Annotated in this window: 18 protein-coding genes (1 of these 18 only partly in view); 13 read left to right on the top strand and 5 right to left on the bottom strand. The window is 41.2% G+C overall.

Annotated elements, in window-relative coordinates:
* Positions 1 to 412: 412 nt before the first annotated feature.
* The 4 genes from DYADSP32_RS14565 to DYADSP32_RS14550 all read left to right on the top strand — a co-directional run bounded on the left by DYADSP32_RS14565 (position 413) and on the right by DYADSP32_RS14550 (position 3,003).
* Positions 413 to 1,144 carry a hypothetical protein gene (locus DYADSP32_RS14565; protein WP_149242060.1) on the top strand — a complete coding sequence of 244 codons (732 nt, stop codon included), beginning with the start codon at positions 413 to 415 and terminating at the stop codon, positions 1,142 to 1,144.
* Between the two features lie 84 nt (positions 1,145 to 1,228).
* The gene (locus tag DYADSP32_RS14560) at positions 1,229 to 1,522 is read left to right on the top strand and encodes a hypothetical protein (RefSeq protein ID WP_149242061.1); all 294 of its coding nucleotides are present in this window, start codon (positions 1,229 to 1,231) and stop codon (positions 1,520 to 1,522) included.
* A 25-nt stretch (positions 1,523 to 1,547) separates the two neighbouring features.
* The gene (locus tag DYADSP32_RS14555) at positions 1,548 to 1,838 is read left to right on the top strand and encodes a hypothetical protein (RefSeq protein ID WP_149242062.1); all 291 of its coding nucleotides are present in this window, start codon (positions 1,548 to 1,550) and stop codon (positions 1,836 to 1,838) included.
* Between the two features lie 718 nt (positions 1,839 to 2,556).
* Positions 2,557 to 3,003, top strand: a complete 447-nt coding sequence (locus DYADSP32_RS14550; RefSeq protein ID WP_149244835.1) for an O-antigen ligase family protein — start codon at positions 2,557 to 2,559, stop codon at positions 3,001 to 3,003.
* Here the strand turns inward: DYADSP32_RS14550 and DYADSP32_RS14545 are convergent.
* Both DYADSP32_RS14545 and DYADSP32_RS14540 read right to left on the bottom strand, forming a co-directional pair.
* On the bottom strand, positions 2,911 to 3,423 hold the full coding sequence (locus DYADSP32_RS14545) for an IS630 family transposase (protein WP_149240963.1): 513 nt from the start codon (positions 3,421 to 3,423) through the stop codon (positions 2,911 to 2,913). The genes DYADSP32_RS14550 and DYADSP32_RS14545 overlap by 93 nt on opposite strands.
* 7 nt (positions 3,424 to 3,430) lie before the next feature.
* A complete protein-coding gene (locus DYADSP32_RS14540; RefSeq protein WP_149241584.1) occupies positions 3,431 to 3,955 on the bottom strand; it encodes a helix-turn-helix domain-containing protein in 525 nt (174 codons plus the stop codon).
* Between the two features lie 211 nt (positions 3,956 to 4,166).
* On the opposite strand from DYADSP32_RS14540, the gene DYADSP32_RS14535 reads away from it, so the two are divergent.
* The 9 genes from DYADSP32_RS14535 (at position 4,167) to DYADSP32_RS14495 (ending at position 14,871) form a co-directional block, all read left to right on the top strand.
* Positions 4,167 to 4,928 carry a hypothetical protein gene (locus tag DYADSP32_RS14535; RefSeq protein ID WP_149242063.1) on the top strand — a complete coding sequence of 254 codons (762 nt, stop codon included), beginning with the start codon at positions 4,167 to 4,169 and terminating at the stop codon, positions 4,926 to 4,928.
* Positions 4,925 to 5,491, top strand: coding sequence for a stage II sporulation protein M (locus tag DYADSP32_RS14530; RefSeq protein ID WP_149242064.1), 567 nt, complete (start codon positions 4,925 to 4,927; stop codon positions 5,489 to 5,491). The genes DYADSP32_RS14535 and DYADSP32_RS14530 overlap by 4 nt, the downstream gene beginning before the upstream one ends.
* Positions 5,492 to 5,496: 5 nt before the next feature.
* Positions 5,497 to 6,705, top strand: a complete 1,209-nt coding sequence (locus DYADSP32_RS14525; RefSeq protein ID WP_149242065.1) for an ABC transporter permease — start codon at positions 5,497 to 5,499, stop codon at positions 6,703 to 6,705.
* A 388-nt stretch (positions 6,706 to 7,093) separates the two neighbouring features.
* A complete protein-coding gene (locus DYADSP32_RS14520; RefSeq protein ID WP_414617780.1) occupies positions 7,094 to 9,103 on the top strand; it encodes a transglutaminase-like domain-containing protein in 2,010 nt (669 codons plus the stop codon).
* A 142-nt stretch (positions 9,104 to 9,245) separates the two neighbouring features.
* A complete protein-coding gene (locus tag DYADSP32_RS14515; RefSeq protein ID WP_149242067.1) occupies positions 9,246 to 9,647 on the top strand; it encodes a hypothetical protein in 402 nt (133 codons plus the stop codon).
* A 270-nt stretch (positions 9,648 to 9,917) separates the two neighbouring features.
* Entirely contained in the window at positions 9,918 to 10,469 is a 552-nt protein-coding gene (locus DYADSP32_RS14510) for a hypothetical protein (RefSeq protein WP_149242069.1), read from the top strand.
* A 633-nt stretch (positions 10,470 to 11,102) separates the two neighbouring features.
* Positions 11,103 to 12,767 (top strand): IS21 family transposase, encoded by a 1,665-nt coding sequence (gene istA, locus DYADSP32_RS14505; RefSeq protein ID WP_149239828.1) that lies wholly within the window; start codon positions 11,103 to 11,105, stop codon positions 12,765 to 12,767.
* Positions 12,768 to 12,810: 43 nt separating this feature from the next.
* A complete protein-coding gene (istB, locus tag DYADSP32_RS14500; protein WP_149239829.1) occupies positions 12,811 to 13,542 on the top strand; it encodes an IS21-like element helper ATPase IstB in 732 nt (243 codons plus the stop codon).
* 189 nt (positions 13,543 to 13,731) lie between these two features.
* The gene (locus tag DYADSP32_RS14495) at positions 13,732 to 14,871 is read left to right on the top strand and encodes a Fic family protein (protein WP_149242070.1); all 1,140 of its coding nucleotides are present in this window, start codon (positions 13,732 to 13,734) and stop codon (positions 14,869 to 14,871) included.
* A gap of 254 nt (positions 14,872 to 15,125) precedes the next feature.
* Here DYADSP32_RS14495 and DYADSP32_RS14490 read toward each other — a convergent pair whose 3' ends face one another.
* From DYADSP32_RS14490 to DYADSP32_RS14480, 3 genes are all read right to left on the bottom strand, one after another.
* A complete protein-coding gene (locus tag DYADSP32_RS14490) occupies positions 15,126 to 15,314 on the bottom strand; it encodes a hypothetical protein (protein WP_149242071.1) in 189 nt (62 codons plus the stop codon).
* A 39-nt stretch (positions 15,315 to 15,353) separates the two neighbouring features.
* Positions 15,354 to 17,066 (bottom strand): GMC family oxidoreductase, encoded by a 1,713-nt coding sequence (locus tag DYADSP32_RS14485; RefSeq protein ID WP_149242072.1) that lies wholly within the window; start codon positions 17,064 to 17,066, stop codon positions 15,354 to 15,356.
* Positions 17,067 to 17,657: 591 nt separating this feature from the next.
* Positions 17,658 to 18,078, bottom strand: the final stretch of a protein-coding gene (locus tag DYADSP32_RS14480) for a DUF4394 domain-containing protein (protein ID WP_414617779.1). Its footprint extends 1,166 nt past the window's final position; the window shows 421 of its 1,587 coding nt (coding positions 1,167-1,587); its start codon lies beyond the right edge, outside the window; the stop codon is at positions 17,658 to 17,660.

Genomic DNA, 18,078 nt, shown 5'->3' with positions numbered 1-18,078 from the left:
TATACTTCCCGCTTTTCTGTTTCTTGATAGGTATAACATATTCGTTATTTTTATAGAACTGGCATTGTTTAATATGGGTATATGTAGTTTTCTTATGCTATTTATGTCCGTAAAGTCCGATAGTCTTATAACAACTCATTACAGATCCATGGAACGGCGGAACAATAAAAGTTACTTTTCTCTAATAACCTTTATTTTATTCCCAATGGCAGCTGGTTTAATATGGCTTGACGGTTTTCTTGTCGCTGAGTTTGGATCGTATGTCGGCAGAAGTCTGATTGTCGTGTCGGAGCTGATCCCATTGGTTTTTTATCCTGTTTTTATTTCGACTGTATCACGGAAATTTATAAAATTGAGGTATAAGAAAATGACACTTAATTTGTCTTGTATCTGATATTATTTAAAATATGTTATGAATAATTATATTGATGTTTCGTATTCTCGCTTTGTAAATAATTTTTTATGGAGAAATAATGCTATTAAGGGAGCATTTATGTTGTCGGCTATATTGTCCGTTACTATATTTATATTTTTTGGTATTGTTTATTTATACTTCAAATCGGAATTGGGTAATCTGATGTACAACGGAGTGTCATTCCAGTTTGTGGTTGGCAGTATTAACCAAACCTTCTATGCAAACTTTTTCGCTTTTATGAGTTCGTTCCATGTAGGAATGGATAATCTATCAGTTGATTTAAGAAAATTCTTGGCTTCTGTTTATAAAAAAGTATTGGCCTTATCATTTATTCTATACCTCATACCTTCTCTTTTTTTTATAACCAGACCAATTCTATTTTTTAAATTAGTCGAGGTAGCTCTTTTTAATATGGGTATTGGTTCATTTTTAATGTTGCTGTCTTCGGCCTGGCTTAATGGTTACCTAACCGTTCAAGCGAAGTCAGTGAGTGACATAAAGAACAAGAATTCGTTTAATTTTTCTTATTTTATTCTTTGGTTTTTGGCTGGATTTATTATTTGGTTTGGGGATAAATTGGCATCGATAGTTGGAGATTCATATGCACACATAATAATCATTGGGGTTGAGGTTATATTTGTTTTTTCGTATTCGTTTTGGTTAAATGTTGTTATTATTGTTTTTAAGAAAGTACGATATAAGAAGCTTTCTATTTACTTGTCAATTTGAGTTATGTGATCTACCTATTCAAATTTTGGATTGATGTAAACTTTTGTAAGTTGTATTTTTGTTTAATCTTTTAATTCCTTAAAAATGAAAAAAAGTAAATTGTCGATTTTTGGAGCGATTTTTACCGCTTCCATTTCTCTTGCTGGTATGCAGGTTGATGTGAATGCGAACGTACGAACTTCTCAAGGTGCATCCATCTCTGGATACATGGCAACTCAAACGGAGGGGGGAGCACAGGCGGGTTGGGGTGCCGCCGCAGCTATGCTAACTGCTGCGACAGGAGTTGCGGGAAGTATTGCGATTGGTACCGCTGCATCCGGCGCATTGATTATTGCGTCTCCAGGTGCTGCTATTGCAACGGGAATTTTTGCACTTTAATTATTAAAACTTAAAAGTATAAAAAATGAAAAAGGAGAAAATTTCTATTATGTTAGCGGTTCTTTCGATTATTACTTCATTATCAGTAAGTAATAAGATTGTATCTTCGAAAGACACTACTGTTCAACAAGTTGCATACCTTGCTGGCTGGGCTGCTACTCAAACAGAAGATCCAGCTGGAATAGGTGTTGCGGTGGGAGCATCTGCTGCTATTGGAACGGCAAGTGCGTTTGCGTTCGGTGCGAGTGGAGCTACTGGTGTTTTAACTCCGGTTGGACTTGGTTTCGCTGCTGTAGGAGTAATGTTTGCTGGGTAGATGTTTGCTGTATCATTACATTGACTAAGAGCTTGTTTGGGTTTTCAAATAGTTCATTTTTAGTCATTTACTCTTAAAATTCAGAAAAGAAGAGTTGGTGACACTCTTATGAATTGGTCTGGATTTTGACAGACGCAGTATATAATTTGGTTGAAAACTCATCGAAACTTCCTTTGCTCGTAAAGTTTGGTTGAAAACAGGTTATGCCAAATGAAATTCCCAAACAAGCTCTAAAGGAATTGGTTTTAAGGATACACTATTTGTGGAATTAACGCAAACATGTTTTTTAGCTGTATTGTATTTAGTACTTTGTTACCATCTGTTTTTTAATGGTGGTAACAAAGTAGTGATCGAACATAGCTCGGTAATTATATATTTTTTTTTATTATCATTGGGAAAAATAGGGTTGATAGAAAAGCGGGATTTTAGCGAAAAGTATCGAACTCTATTAATCTTAATATTAATTTATTGGGGTTTCAGCTTGTTGAAAGAATTTAAGGCTCGGAATTTTCTAGCTCTTATTCTTGTACCCATTTTGTTTCAGCTTATATTTGGCTCGGCTCAACTTCTGGGTCTATTAGGAAGTTCAAGTCGTTTTTTTTTGATTACTGGCTCAATGGGTAATCCAGCACCTTTTGCCAGTTATATAGCAACTTGTATTCCTTTTGCCTTTTATGCGAACCTGAAAACTGAGAGAGAAAACAGGATACTGGGTTAGCTGGGATTAACAGTACTGATACTTTCCGTAGCCATTTTACCACAGACGCAATCCAGGAGCGCAATGGTGGCGACAACGATTGGAATGCTATTTATGCTGGAGCAGAAATATCATTGGTATCGTCAAGTCAGAAACTATCTAAAAAGTAAACGTCTACTAACTATAGTGATGATTGTTTCCCCCATTGTGCTTGGCAAATTGTTACACTGGATGTATCTGGTAAAACTTGATTCCGCCCAGGGAAGGTTGCTGATATGGAAAAACACTGTGGCTCTTATCAAAGACAACTTTTGGACAGGTGTGGGTTATGGCAATTTCCCGAAGGCTTATACGGCTTATCAGGTTACATTAAGTCTAATAATTTATTTCACAAACCTTTTTAAGTTCCGAGTTGGGTTTCAGAAAATGGGAAAACATTTTCCAGAAAGCTATTTTTCTGTCTTTTAGTGTTTTGATAAACCTATTGTGAGTTATCTTTTTTCTCATATACCACCAGGCTCTTTCTACCGCATTTAAGTCTGGACTATATGGAGGTAAAAAGAACAGTTCGAGCTTTGGGTTCTTTTCCAGCCAGGCATTTATCCTTTTTGCATGATGGTATGCAACATTATCCAAGACCATAATAATCTTAGGCGCTGTCTTGTAGGTTCGCAACACCTTTTTCAAGTGCTTCTTGAAACTATAGCTATTGCCCCTATCTGCAAAACTTACTGTAATTTGGCCTGTGCCATAATTGTAGCTACCAAAGACCGTTTGCCTTTCCCGGTTACGTTGCTTACAAACTACTTGTGGTTGAGTGCCTTTTTTTGACCAGCAATAACTCACTGTAGCTGTGTTGGACAATGAGCATTCGTCCTCATAAAGCAATGTGCTCTCAGGGTTTTCCAGAAGTTTTTTTTAAAGCCTCTTTAAATTGATCCTGCTTTACTGCATCTGTTTCAGGAAATATGCCCCTGCCTTTCTGATAAGTGAATCCCAAAGCTTTAATGATGTTGTAGATCTGGGCTTTCTTATAAGTTATTTGATAATTTTTCGCAATCCACTCTATTAGCATAGGGCCCGTCCAGCTGGCACTGTTATAACCATGATTCGTCGGTGATTCTTCTGATAATAAAATACCGATCCGATTTCTTTGAACTTCACTAAGGCGAGCAGTGCGCCCACGACCTTCTTTATCTCGTAAGCCCTCTATGCCCTCTTTTTCAAACCGATGGACCCAGTTGGTTATTTGCTTGAAGCTGGTATTGTATAAATCTTCCAGCTTTCTGCTGGGTTGACCCAACGAAACTTGATATACAGCATACAATCGAATTCCGATCGTATACCTTTCATCATCTCGAAAAAGAGCCTTAATTTCCTCGGGCTTATAATTCCCCACTTTTAATACAGGTCTGGACATGATCTTATCAGTTTGATTCAATCCAAACATACAAAATATATGTGTATTTATTTAATAGACTTTATGTAATTATTTCAGTTCAGGAGATGGGACACCCCGGGAAAGGCTCCTGGCAGATTATGTCGGAACCGCTTACAACGATATCCTCGAACTAACAGCGGAGACAGGTGTGATCGGATGTGGGTTATTTGTGTGTTTCCTTTGGCTCAGTGTGAAACGAATTCGTACCGTTGTTGTGAGTAAAGAAGAGGAGGGATTGCGCCAGGCTACATTGGCCTCTTTATTAATCATGGGTATTTTGTCGTTAACCACATATCCTCTGAGTGTTTTCCCAATACAGATGAATTTGTTTTTTCTTTTGGGCTATTATAATTCAATTGGTTCAAATGAGGTAAAATCTGGTACAATTATTCTGGGTTCTTGGGTTACGAAACTATTTGCTATTGGATTACTAGGCTTTGCTGTCTGGCTGGGATATTATCAGTATAAGAACTACCGGGCATTGGTTGTTTTAAGGGAGGGCGCCATACTTGTGTCTCAATACAGGCCAAAGGAAGCAATTGCTAAATATGAAAGTGTTTATCCTGTATTTAGGCACGATGGGGATTATCTTTTTAAGTATGCTTACATTCTGGCCCAGCAGAAGGAGTACGTTTACAGCAATCAGTTGCTGAGCCAGGCAAAGGATATCACTGGATCTTACAATGCGTATACCATGTTGGGTGAGAACTACTATAGAATGAAGAAATATGGAGAGGCGGAGGAGAACTTGTTATACTCGTGCAACCTGATACCGTCCAAATTCTATTGTAAACATTTGTTGCTAAAAGTGTACATGGACTCGGGACAGTATACAAAAGCTAAGGCCTTACATCACGAAATTATGAATATGCCAGTAAAGGTTCCATCTCTTGCAGTCAATGAAATTGTCAGTGATACCAGATTAATAGGTAAACAGTTACAATTATTATGAAAAGGAGCTACTGGAAATTGGTATCATTGTCAGCGTTGATGTGGTTACTTCCTTTCTGTTTAAGGGTTGTGTTTACAACAGAGCTTGCAATCGAAACAAAGAACATGAGCAAAGCGCAAACCAGTATAGAACCTTTTGAAAAAACGAGCCATTATCTTTCCAAAGGTGACCAGTATGGGGCTTTTTTGTCGATTTGGAAAAATAATGCAACGGTGGGCATTTACAATGTTTTGGGTGGGGTTTTATTGGGTATCGGAACCATACTGAATCTAATCATGAATGGTTATATTACTGCGGATATTCTGGCTTCTATTTATACAAGTGGAGGGCTGACAATTGAGCAACTGGCGAAATTTACCTTACCACACAGTATCGAATTATTGGGGATCTGGATGTGTAGTGGTATTGGATTAACTATCGCGAGGTTCATTTTTCGATATATTAAAAGAGAAGTTTTTCCAGAAGTCAGAGAGTTGAAAGGGCTTTTGATTTATTTCATTCTTGGCCAGGTTATTATATTGGTGGCTGCCTGGTTGGAAATATATGTTTCACTTGAGTTGTAGTTGGGATGCTTGAGAACCTGCTTGAAAACAAGCTACGGAGTATTTTATGTGGCGTGGGGATTTCCTGGGGTATACTGATACTCACCCTTTTACTTGGTGTGGGAAAGGGGTTTGAAGAAGGTGTTAAAAAGCTTTTTGAGGGTTTTGCTAAAAATACAATGTATATAACCTCTGGGACTACATTCAGTTCACGGACTGGTGTTACAATTGGGAGAAAGGTGTTTTTTGAAGATGAGGATCTGCTTTTTCTTGGTAAGGTCATACCGTCTATTAGTCATATTTCCCCGGAGGTAAGTCGCTTAGGGATTGCAAGAAAGGGTGTTAATAGTGGCTCATTTACGATTAAAGGAGTTTCAGATGCCTATTTCAACATCAGATCTGTTCATCTTTCTGATGGAAGATTAATTAATAGGACGGATTTGATGGAAAGAAGAAAAGTGGCTTTGATTGGTTCGGGCGTATCGGAAATTCTTTTCAACCAAGGAAAAAGTGCTATTGGTAGCTACATTGAAATTGATAACGAAAACTACAAAATAGTGGGTTTAATCAGAAACAGTTTGCTTTCTGCTTTTGAATCAAATCTGATTTATGTTCCTTTTTCAAGTTTTCAAAGTCAATATAGCTCTACAAAAAATATAGGCACCATCGTTTTATGTCATAGTGATTCAAATAGTTCAGGCGAAGTGGAGAGATGGATACGTTCTATTATGGCATATCGGCATAATTTTGATAATGAGGATGGTAAGGCATTGATATTCAATAATTTGATTGAGCAGACTAAGGCGGTCAATGGATTTTTTTCTGTTTTGAAGAAATTTCTTCTTTTTATAGCTATCAGTACGCTTATTAGTGGTGTAATCGGTGTGGCTAATATGATGTTCATATCTGCCAAGGAGCGCACCAAGGAAATCGGACTAAGAAAAGCAGTTGGTGCAAAAAGAAGCAGTATCATTTTTATGTTTTTTAAGGAATCGGTAGTTCTGACTATTTTTTTTGGCTTATGGGGTATGCTCCTGGGGATGGGTTTTCTTAAACTGATTGGTTACTTCTCATCGTCAATGGTTGACAACGAAATTTTTGATAAACCGGTACTAGACCTACCAGTTGTGATCGTTTCGATTTCATTGCTTGTGATATCGGGAATCGTGTCAGCTGTTTTTCCGGCATACTATGCCGCTTCGCTTAGCCCAATTGAGGCTTTAAGGGCAGAATAACCTTGTGTAATCAAGGTTAAATCAATGATGTGTGATTACAAGTGATGCGTTAAGTTTTTTAAATTTCCCGTAACAAACTCTAATTTAACTAATTACGTCCGAGATTTTGTTTTTCGATTTGATTCACAGTGTAGCTCGCCTCTTTCAGAAAGAAAACAGAAAAACCTTTAAATGAGCCTTCATTCTAAATATTCAATCAATTAAACAGTTCTGTACAATACAACTGTTTAATGAGCAAAACTTAAGGCATCTGTACTAATGTGTGATTTTAGATTGTTGTTCTCTTGCTTATTTATTTCTCTCAAGATGGCTCGAGCAAGCCATCAATTAAGACAAAATATTGCTTAACATTACTGATGTTACGAAGTTCACATTAAAAAAAATGCTGATGTCTATGGTGTTATGTTTAAACGGAAACTTGTACAATTGTTTTACTGAATTAAAGCGACTTTGTTTAGTTTTAATTTCTATCATATTCGGAGCCTGTCAAAGTTATCCTGATAATATAGAACTTGCACTCGAACATGCGGGCGAGAACCGAAATGAGCTTATTAAGGCGCTTGAACACTATTCCGCCGATGGGCAGGATAGCCTGAAGCGAAGAGCGATGTTCTTTTTAGTAGCTAATATGCCGGGGCATAGTTCTTATGATGGAGACGTTTTAGATAAGTATGATCAAATTTTTAGTATTATCGCTGATTTCGAGAAAGTTAAGCCATTAGTAGGAAGTATACATTACCCTGTAGTTTACGCATCGTGGGATTCACTATCTAACCTCTATGGGCCTTTAAAAACTGAAAATCTTAATGTTGTAGATGATTCGCGGAAAATTTCGTCGGAGTTACTAGTTGAGAATGTTGAATATGCGTTTAAAGCATGGAAAATGCCCTGGGCGGTACATTTGACTTTTGATGAATTCTCGGAATACGTTTTACCTTATCGTTTTCAGAATGAAAAAATCGAGTCTTGGAGGCCGATTTTCTGGCAACGATTCGCTTGGTTGAAGGATTCTATGCAGAATAGCACTGACCCGGTTCGCGCATGTGAATTGATCAATAATGACATTAAATCATGGTTCAGGTTCAATGAAGTTTTTAATCGTTATCCCAGAGCCATTAGCCCTATGGACATGTTAAAGTGCAAAATGGGAAAATGTCTTGATCAGGCTGCGGTAGCGACTTATGCTATGAGAGCTATGGGAATACCGGTGGCTCATGAATTTGTCCCGCAATGGGCGGATCGGAGTATGGGCCATGATTTTAGTTCAGTTTTAAATAAGGATCGTAGGTTTGTCGACTTTTTAGGAGGGGAGTTACCACCAGGAAAAAACGAAATTCGTAATGTAGCTCCCAAGATATACAGGTCGATGTTCGCTTGGCAGCGGGGGGAAGTATTAGACGCTGATGAACTCAGGCTGGCAGGACTAACTAGTCCTTTTATAAAGGATGTTACAAGTAATTATGTGCCGGTGTCGAAAATTACCTTGACCGTTAACAGTTTGGATCTTGGAAAGGATAGGCGAATTTTTCTTTGTGTGTTTAATAACCGGGTGTGGGTGCCTGTGAGTTTTGTAAAAGCGGTAGGAAATAAAGCAATTTTTGAAAATCTTGGCCGGGGCGTTATATACTTGCCGATTGTGTTTAAGAATGGAGTGGGCAAGCCGGCTGATTCTCCATTTATTCTGCATAAGGACGGTCATTTGGAGAAAATAGATTTTAACAGTCAGTTGGTTGAAAGAGTCAATCTTGAAAGGAAATATCCCTTAAATGGCTTGAAGATTTGGTGGCTGACCCTTATGGGGGGCGGAAGATTCGAAGGAGCCAACAGATCAGATTTTCGGGATGCGGCTCAATTACATACAATTCCCGACACCATTCCTATGCAGATGAATTTTGTAAATTTAACAAATCCAGGAGAGTTCAGATATCTTAGATATTGCTTTCCAGATAATAAATCTGGATCACTGGGTGAAATATCGTTTTATGGAAGCCCGGATGAAACTAGTCCCATGAGGGGGAGCTGGATTTGGTCACCAGGCGTTGATTCCTCAGATGTCAGACTTGCTTTCGACGGAAAAATAGATGCATTCGTCGATAAAACGCCTAATAATCTATATAATGGCTTGTGGATAGGTATGGATCTGGGAAATGCAAAAGAGATTACTCGAGTTGGGTACAGTCCAAGAAATGATCGTAATAGTATTATGGCTGGGATGACTTATGAGTTGTTTTGCTGGCGTGATGAATGGGTTTCCTTAGGTAAAATCCTGACAACAAAGGATGGTACTATCTCTTTTGGAAATGTTCCGTCCGGTGCATTGCTATTGCTTCGGAACCATACTGAAGGTCAGGAAGAGAGAATATTTCAATATAAGGACGGTCGACAGATATGGTGGTAGGAGAACCTCCTAGCAATAATCTCCGACAGGGACGATACGAGTACCGTATTTGGGCGTTTACGAGGGTGGATTCTTAGCTGCTCTCTGTTACCCAAATCCCCAACACCTCTTAAAGTTATCATGATAGATGATTAGTGTAAGAATGGAAATAAATTTAATTAAGCTTGGCTTCATCAATGAACCTTCACTGAAGGCAATCATTCTTTCAGATGTAAGGCTGTTGCAGCAATACGTTGATAACAATCTCATTAGAAATGTTCTGCATATAGCGAGGTCTATTCCTGAGTTAGTCCTTATATATTATTTTGGAGAAGTTTTAAGTCAGAAATCAAATTTGAGCTTAGGCTTGCCGGAGCTCGTTGCTACTGCCAAAAAGAAACAACTTATCAGTTCCCATACGGCGGACCTGCTCAATCACTTATTAAATATCGAAAATCCCCTTCCTACTATGAGCAAACAGGTGAGCGATTTGTTCTTCCAAGGAATTGTGAGTCTTAGTTGTGATTTGACGAACCATTTCATGAATAGATTTTTGCATGATTAATCAAATGAATGTTTCGCATGGTTCCTGAGTTGGCAGTTGCATCCGGTAATCTTAACGATTACTTTCCCTTACAATTCTGAGACTGAGTATAGTCTGAGTGCTGGGTGTTGTATTATTTATTTTTCAGACGCAGATTTGTTATGTTCGCTTTGTTGGGAAACATGAGGAGTATGATAAAATAACGAATATTCAAGAGAAATAGCTTTCATCGGGTCACTTAGTAATATGGAGGAGACATACCTGAAAGCGTAATTCGAAATCCTTTTCCTCATGACAAATACTGAACAAATCATAGAAACCATTTACCGCTATTACCCCAAAAATAGTGACTGCGTATCCGACGATGAATATGGGACAAGGCCCGAGGTTTTGTTAAGAAGTGCAAAGTTTGATATCGCAAAGAATGATGCGTCGGCCTGGTTGGCATTTAAGGCTGATCTAAGAGAAAATTTATCGCTTGAGGATTTCAGCATAACTGTTTCTGATTACTCTTATTTTGGAAATGGCCCATCCTATTGGGCAGCTTTTGCAATAAAGGATATTCCCTCGCCAAAGGACAGAATTGAAGTTTCTATTGTCGTAAGTACAATAGTCGACTTCTGGTCATACCGGTTTATGGACAAAGCATCATTACCGGAGTCGCGGTATGAGAGTTTTTATGAAGAGGAGAGGAAAAAGATCGGGCTGGTGGCGGTGCTGATAAAAAAACATTTCAGTAATTATCAATTGCTGGAGCCGGATGTTCATCAGATGGTATTGCCTGAAATCCAGACACCCTACACCAACGAGCCCACAATCTTTCAGACGATTTTTGTACATTAAATGAAGCAAATGCTGATATCCTTCTGGGAAACTCAGCGTCCTCTGCGTTTAAACCAGCTCACAGCTATTCTCACTAAAAAACTTCACCTGCGTACCCGTGCAGCGCAGGATCCGTTATAGTTTACACGCACCAAACAAGCAGGGCCACAGCTTGAACCTGCCACAGCAGTAATCGCAGAAAGGGAACTCAACTACGTTCAATATGCAGAGGAACACACTAAGCCTGCTGTACCCCGCGACAATAAAGCCGACATGCAATGCTCACCGGACGATCCCGAAAGTTGCGAAGCTTGCGGATCGTAAGGTTTTAGAATTTTAGATATTGAAGAATAGGCCCTTGCTGAAAAGTGAGGGCTTTTTGTGTCGCATGATTTATCGATGAGCCTGATCTACAAAGTTACTGTGAGGTTACTCCGGGACTGGAAATGCATCCAGTTTATTTGAACATAATAAAGTCATTAGCTCCTCATTGAAGCAATGTTGGATATTCCGGAGCAAAGAGAGCCACTTATTCCGGACAACTTGAGCCAGTAATTCCGGGAACTTGAGCCACTTTATCGGAAGGTTTTTACAGCTATTCCGGCAACTTGCGCCAATCGGGACTACTGACATTCCGGCATAATTGAGCCACTTGTGATTGCTCTTCAAAGTTATTCCGGGAAAGTGAGCCAGTTGTATTTTGGTATTGAAGTAATTATAACCACCATCTTTTGTGAAAAACAAAAGCAACGGATGGCAAACAAAGTTACTTCAATGCAGACACTGCGCATGATCATACAGTTGCTGGATCGGAATCTTTCCGAACGTAAAATATCCAGGCAACTTAATCTTTCCCGTAACACGGTTAAATATTATCGTGAACGCTTACTTCAGAGCACGCACAGCTTCAAGGAACTTCAAGCCCTTAACGATGCAGGCTTGTCTGCCATTCTATATTCTGGTACACCCTCGGTGCAGGATGAAGACCAGCGGAAGGAAGATTTTCGCCAGCAAGTACCTTATTTTCTTTCAGAGCTTAAACGTACCGGTGTCACGCGCCAACTTCTCTGGGAGGAATATTTTGACAAACATCCTGCGGGATACCGTTATTCCCAATTTTGCTATCAACTTAACGAACTCGGTAAAGTTCTACAGCCAAGTTTCCATGCGACTTACAAGGCGGGTGAGGTTGTCATGGTGGACTTTGCGGGCAGCATGATGCACTATTTCGACAAGTCCACCGGTGAACAAATAAGTTGCCCGGTACTGGTTTGTGTGCTTCCTTTCAGCAATTTAACTTATGTTGAAGCGCTGCCTAATGCCAGGCTTCCTTATTTGTTGGCTGCTTTGAATAACTGCCTTCGGTATTTTAAAGGCGCCCCATTGTCTCTGAAGACCGACAACATGAAACAGGTGGTCCAAAAGGTCAATCGCTACGAACCGACCTTTACAGATCTTATGCAGCAATGGGCGTTGCATAACAACATGGATTTGGTTGCCGCAAGGCCATATAGACCTAAAGATAAAGCGCCGGCAGAAGGTCACGTAAAAATTGCCTATCAGCGCATTTACGCTCCCTTACGGGATCGTATTTTCTGTAATATCGAGGAAGTTAACGCCGCTATACGAGATCAACTCGAGCTACATAATGACAAGAACTTCAAGGGAAAAAATTACAGCCGCCGCCAGCAGTTCAACGAACAGGAACAGCATTTACTTCAGCCGCTGGCAGACAATCCGTTTACCTTAAAGCACAGCACTTCTGCCAAAGTCCAGAAAAATTATCATGTCACCCTGGGAGAAGATTGGCACCATTACAGCGTGCCTTACCACTATATAGGCAAGCAGGTAAACATTATTTATGATACCCAGACGGTAGAGATCTTTCTTGATCATCAGCGTATTGCTGTTCATAAACGCTTCTATAATCAGCATGGTTATACTACGCTCAAAGAGCACATGCCAGAGAACCATCGTAGCTATTCACAGCAAAGGGGATGGGACAGTGATTACTTCCTGCGGTTAGCATCACAGATAGGACCATGCACACAGGGTTACATGGAAGGTGTTCTAAAAGGGCGGCAATTTACCGAACAAACATTTAATTCATGCCGTGGTATCCTGCGGCTTGGCAGCAGCTATGGTAATGACCGCCTCGAGTCAGCATGTCAAAGAGCACTACCCTCCGGTTCTTTTAGTTATAAAACACTAACGAAGATCCTGGCTAATAATCTTGACAAAGCTCCCCATTTTATGCAGACAACCTTATTCCAGACACCTGACCATGAAAACATTAGGGGAGCCGGAGCGTATGAATAAAACGCCCTTACGAATCAATTGCCTCACTTAAACAAAAATAACAATGAATACAAACAAGACCTGGGAAGAGTTAAGAGAACTAAAATTGCAAGGAATGGCGAGCCGGTATTCCGCCATTCTTGAACAGCCGTTACACCAGCAGCCTGAAGCGCATACAATGGTTGCCATGCTTACAGAGGCAGAATCAGAACAGCGAGTCCAGCAGCGCACCCAGATGTATCTAAAGCTTGCCAAACTGCGGTACAGCGCACATGTTGAACAGGTGAATTGCAAGCCTGAACGAGGACTTACGTCCGAGCAGTTAATCCGTTTAAGCGATTGCAGCTTTATCGAGAAGTCAGAAAACGTACTGATCACAGGCGCCACGGGATGTGGAAAATCCTATCTCGCCTGTGCACTCGGCAGGCAAGCCTGCGTAAAAGGCCATAAAGTACTTTATTACCCCATAAACAGGTTTATAGAGCAGCTTGCGTTGGCCAGGCTGGATGGAAGTTACTTAAAATGGCTCAATCAAATTGCACGAGTCAAACTCCTGATTCTCGATGACTTCGGCTTACAGCCGCTTAGCCACGACATCAAAATGGCCCTATTGCAAATACTCGAGGATCGATACGCTTCCGGATCAACAATTATAACCGCACAGATGCCCGTAGGAAACTGGCATGATTACATAAATGACCCAAGCCTGGCTGATGCGATATGTGACAGACTGACAGCAAACGCGCACAGAATAAATCTCGAAGGAGCTTCTTTGAGAAAGATAAAAAACAGCTAAATTTACAACACTTCAATTCCAAAAAAGAACTGGCTCACTTTCCCGGAACGCTGGCTCACTTTCGCCGGAATTTCCAGCAATGTTTCTCTCAGCGAGAGAAAAGGTAGTTATGGAAATGATTTATAGAATCCCTTTCTATAAATCAATTTTTGTATTAATATTGAGTTATAGAATCATTGTCAATATCTCATGAAATGGATTTGGGAACAAAACGACTGGCCGAGATTTGCATTTGATGCAGCGAGATTTCATTCTTTTGAGCGGGCGTTTCATCGAAATGCGGGCTTGATCATTGGCTCAATGACTGCGATCTCCGCGGATGATGTGGATGAGTTACGGGTTACTTTACTAAGTAGTGAGGCCCTGGATACGTCGATGATAGAAGGAGAGGTTCTCGACCGAGATTCCGTGCAGTCGTCCATCCGTAAACAACTTGGGCTGCAAACGGACGGCAAAAGGGCTGGACCAAGAGAAACCGGCGCTTCTCAAATGATGGTGGATTTATACCGTAGCTATGCGGAGGCACTTACTGAGGAACGTCTTTTTTCATGGCATCGAATGATCATGAATGGCAGGGTCGATTTAGAAGAAATCGGCAGCTACAGAACTCATGTTGAACCCATGCAGATCGTATCGGGACGGTTAGACATGCCAAAAGTATTCTATGAAGCGCCGCCATCTTCGCGGATACCTGATGAGATGAAAACGTATGTCGGGTGGTTCAACCATGCCCAGGAAGAAGGGATGCCAACAGTTATTCACGCAGGCATCGCTCACCTGTACTTCGAATTAATCCACCCGTTTGAGGATGGGAATGGTAGGATAGGGCGTGCCATTGCCGAAAAAGCACTCGCGATCGGAGCCAGGCAATCATTGATTACCTCATTGTCAACCACCATCGAGCGAGATAAAAAAGCATACTATCACGCATTGGAACAGGCTAACAGCTCCCTGAATATCACAGAATGGCTTGTTTACTTTTGTGAAAAGATTCTGGAAGCCCAGGTCCATGTCCAGAAAATGATTGCCTTTATTGTAGAGAAAGCCCGCTATTTTGAGAAATACGATGAGCAGTTGAATGATCGGCAGAAAAAGGTAGCGTTACGTTTATTTCGGGAAGGACGGGGTGGGTTCAAAGGCGGTTTAAGTGCAGAAAATTATCTTCGCATTACCGGAACATCGAGGGCGACAGCCACAAGAGATCTCTCAGAGATGGTTGAGCTCGGAGCTCTGAAAAAAACGGGAAAGTTGAGGCATACGCGCTATTACCCTCCTTTTTTTGATCAGAAACACCAGGCGGAAACAGCTAAGGCAAACAAAAGGCTGTGACAGAAATCCTGGAATATGAATTAATAATCAGGAATAGGCTCTTGCTGAGGAGAAGGAGAACCTCGGGCTCATGGTTGTCCTGATCAAAAAAGACATTTCACCAATTATCAACTACTTGGGCCGCATGTTCACAAGGTGGTATTGCCTGAAATCCGGACACCCTACACCAACGAGCCCACAATCTTTCAGACGATTTTTGTACATTAAATGAAGCAAATGCTGATAACCCTATGGGAAACTCAGCGTCCTCTGCGTTAAGCCAGCTCGCAGCTATTCTCACTAAAAAACTTCACCTGCCCGGTCACTGTGTTCCGGCACTTCACTTTTCCTGTCACTTTAGTTGTTGCTCCTTTTTTGATGGTTTCGTGTTCCAGGATCATCCAGATATCCGGATCATTCTTAATCTTCACTTTCACACGGTCATTGAATTTCTGTACGGGCATGAGTGCTTGATTTTTGCAGTGGCAAAGCTAGAAAAATATTTAAATATTCCCCTTACGCATTTCTTTCACCGCATAATCCGCTGCTCTGGCCGTCAGCGCCATATAGGTCAGTGACGGATTCTGCGTTGCTGTCGAAGTCATACAAGCTCCATCGGTGACAAAGACATTGGAACAGTGGTGCATCTGGTTCCACTTATTCAAAAGAGAGGTTTTTGCATCTTTACCCATTCGCACACCGCCCATCTCATGGTTCTCACTGCCGGGATGCCGATGCGTATCGGAAGTTTTGATATTACTGAATCCTGCTTTATCAAGCATTTCCGATAATTGTGTGTAAAAATCCTGAACCATTTTCATATCGTTGTCATCGAAATCAACCGACATTCTTAATAATGGCACACCCCAGCTATCTTTCTGGTCGGGATCCAGTTTTACAGAGTTCGTTTCCTTCGTAAGGGTTTCGCCCATCATCTGAATGCCAATGCTCCAGCCGCCCAAAGCGGGCTTGAACAGATTTTCCTTTAATTCTTCTCCGAGGCCTGATGTTTCGTTTTCTGCCTTGGTGGCAGAAAAGGATGCGGCATAGCCACGAAGGAAATCGGTTTCCTGTTTGAACACATTTCGAAAACGAGGAATGTATGAACCATTGGGGCGCCTGCCGTCGGTTGTGAAATCATGGTAGCCGTCGAAATCAGCACGTACTCTGCCACGATAATTGTGGAAGCCGATAAATTTACCCAACATTCCGCTGTCATTTCCCAGTCCGTTTGGAAAACGGTGTGAAATGGAATTCAGTAAAATGAGGTTGGAATTGATGGCAGATGCATTGATAAAAATGATTTTGGCATAGTATTCTGTCATTTCTTTAGTAATGGCATCTACCACGCGCACGCCGGTAGCTCGCTTTTTCCTCTCATCATAAATCACCGAATGAACAACAGAATTAGCCCTTAAAGTGAGGTTGCCCGTTTTTTCTGCCCAGGGTATGGTGGATGCGTTACTGCTGAAATAGCCGCCAAACGGGCATCCCCGCTGGCACATGGTACGGTGCTGGCATTTGGCTCTTCCTTGTTGGGTATGAATTGGCTGAGGATCGGTAATGTGTGCCGCTCTTCCTATGATAATTGGTCGGGTATTGTTGTAATTTTTTGCTGTCTGCTGACTGAAATGTTTTTCTACACAGGTCATCTCGTGTGGTTTCAGAAATTCACCATCAGGAAGTTGAGGTAAGCCATCTTTATTACCGGAAATGCCGGCAAACTTTTCAACATAGCTGTACCACGGGGCTATATCCGCATAGCGAATCGGCCAGTCCACGGCAAAACCGTCCCGGGCTGGTCCCTCAAAGTCGAAGTCCGACCAGCGCTGTGTTTGCCGTGCCCATAATAAGGAACGGCCACCAACCTGATAGCCTCTCATCCAGGTAAAGGGTTTTTCTTGCACATAAGGATGATGTGGATCCTTAACCACGAAATGCATGGCATCTTCTTTAAAGATATAGTGTTTGCTGGCAATGGGATTTTGTTCACGCATGGCGAGACTAGGCTGCCCGAGATGCTCAAATTCCCAGGGCTGCATGTTTGCGGTAGGGTAGTCAACGATATGTTTCACATCCGGCCCTCTGTCCAGTAAAAGGGTTTTCAAACCTTTTTCGGTTAGCTCCTTTGCTGCCCAACCACCGCTTATGCCAGTTCCCACTACAATGGCGTCAAACGTGCGTTGTTTTTCTGAGTCGATATTGAAATATGCCATACCGGAAAATTAGTAAATAACCGTGTAACTTTAGCAGGCTTTAAATTTTGTGATCGTGTTACGAAGCATTGTTAATCTTACCGTTTATCGACCAGTATAATAAGACGATGGTTCTAAAGCGGTACAACCACATGGAACTGGGATATTTTGAAAAACTTTTGAATATGGGAATTTGGAGCAGGTTTATGATTTTTACAGGTTTGGTTCTTACGAGCCTGGTGAGCTACAATATGATCCTTTGGTGGGTAGTCTGCGCTGGTTTTGATGGAACATTTGATCAAACAAAAATGCAGTATTTGGGGCATTATCCTTCAGTGTTACAAAGTCCGTTGCTGTAGACGGGAATCGATATTATAGCCGGGCTGGGTGCCAGCCTTTGTTTCTTATTACTGATGGAAAGGGAAAGAGACCCACTAGCCGTGCTTTGGAAAATGCTGGCGATCGTTAATTTAATCTTTGCGGCCTGGAACATATTTAGTCTGATGTGAAGGTGTATTTGAGTCGGTGATGAGGGGAATAACTTCTTTTACATAAAAAATGCAGCCCGTATATCAGGCTACATTCTTGTAAGTGTATGTATAGCGTCTGATTTTATAAATTAAAGCCGAGTGCAAAGCCCTTTACGCCCACAACCGGTGTAGAGAATGAACCTGCCATTGTAGCTGCTCCGGTACCAAGATTCACATTGTAAAGGTTAGTAACGCCGCCAACTGTAAACAAGCCATAACCTTTCTGTGTGACACCGCCAATATCAAAACCATTTGATTTGTCAATATCAATCCCAAGGTTACCCAGTTCCACCAGCCCTCCGGCATTGGGCGGATCCTGCCTGAACAACTTATCAGTCTGGCTGTCGATATCAAATAGTACAGTCTGGGTTCCTGCTGTAAGCCCTACAAAACTGTTGGTATAAGCAGCCCCATTTGCTCCTTTGGCTGTAACAGGCATGGTGCCAGGCAGGATATTCAATGTGCCATCCAAAAGAGCAATTCCGTCGGTGACATTAATTCTG

Origin of the sequence: Dyadobacter sp. 32 (genome assembly GCF_902506755.1) — a bacterium.
In the GTDB taxonomy this organism is placed as follows: Bacteria; Bacteroidota; Bacteroidia; order Cytophagales; family Spirosomataceae; genus Dyadobacter.
The sequence above is the reverse complement of the archived record's forward strand: the minus strand, read 5'-3'. Positions and strand labels throughout refer to the sequence as shown.

Bases quoted from the DNA above. Each gene is read 5' to 3' on its own strand.
- DYADSP32_RS14565 (WP_149242060.1), top strand. From the start codon at position 413: ATGAATAATTATATTGATGTTTCGTATTCTCGCTTTGTAAATAATTTT.
- DYADSP32_RS14560 (WP_149242061.1), top strand. From the start codon at position 1,229: ATGAAAAAAAGTAAATTGTCGATTTTTGGAGCGATTTTTACCGCTTCC.
- DYADSP32_RS14555 (WP_149242062.1), top strand. From the start codon at position 1,548: ATGAAAAAGGAGAAAATTTCTATTATGTTAGCGGTTCTTTCGATTATT.
- DYADSP32_RS14540 (WP_149241584.1), bottom strand. From the start codon at position 3,955: ATGTCCAGACCTGTATTAAAAGTGGGGAATTATAAGCCCGAGGAAATT.
- DYADSP32_RS14530 (WP_149242064.1), top strand. From the start codon at position 4,925: ATGAAAAGGAGCTACTGGAAATTGGTATCATTGTCAGCGTTGATGTGG.
- DYADSP32_RS14525 (WP_149242065.1), top strand. From the start codon at position 5,497: ATGCTTGAGAACCTGCTTGAAAACAAGCTACGGAGTATTTTATGTGGC.
- DYADSP32_RS14520 (WP_414617780.1), top strand. From the start codon at position 7,094: ATGTCTATGGTGTTATGTTTAAACGGAAACTTGTACAATTGTTTTACT.
- DYADSP32_RS14515 (WP_149242067.1), top strand. From the start codon at position 9,246: ATGGAAATAAATTTAATTAAGCTTGGCTTCATCAATGAACCTTCACTG.
- DYADSP32_RS14510 (WP_149242069.1), top strand. From the start codon at position 9,918: ATGACAAATACTGAACAAATCATAGAAACCATTTACCGCTATTACCCC.
- istB (WP_149239829.1), top strand. From the start codon at position 12,811: ATGAATACAAACAAGACCTGGGAAGAGTTAAGAGAACTAAAATTGCAA.
- DYADSP32_RS14495 (WP_149242070.1), top strand. From the start codon at position 13,732: ATGAAATGGATTTGGGAACAAAACGACTGGCCGAGATTTGCATTTGAT.
- DYADSP32_RS14490 (WP_149242071.1), bottom strand. From the start codon at position 15,314: ATGCCCGTACAGAAATTCAATGACCGTGTGAAAGTGAAGATTAAGAAT.
- DYADSP32_RS14485 (WP_149242072.1), bottom strand. From the start codon at position 17,066: ATGGCATATTTCAATATCGACTCAGAAAAACAACGCACGTTTGACGCC.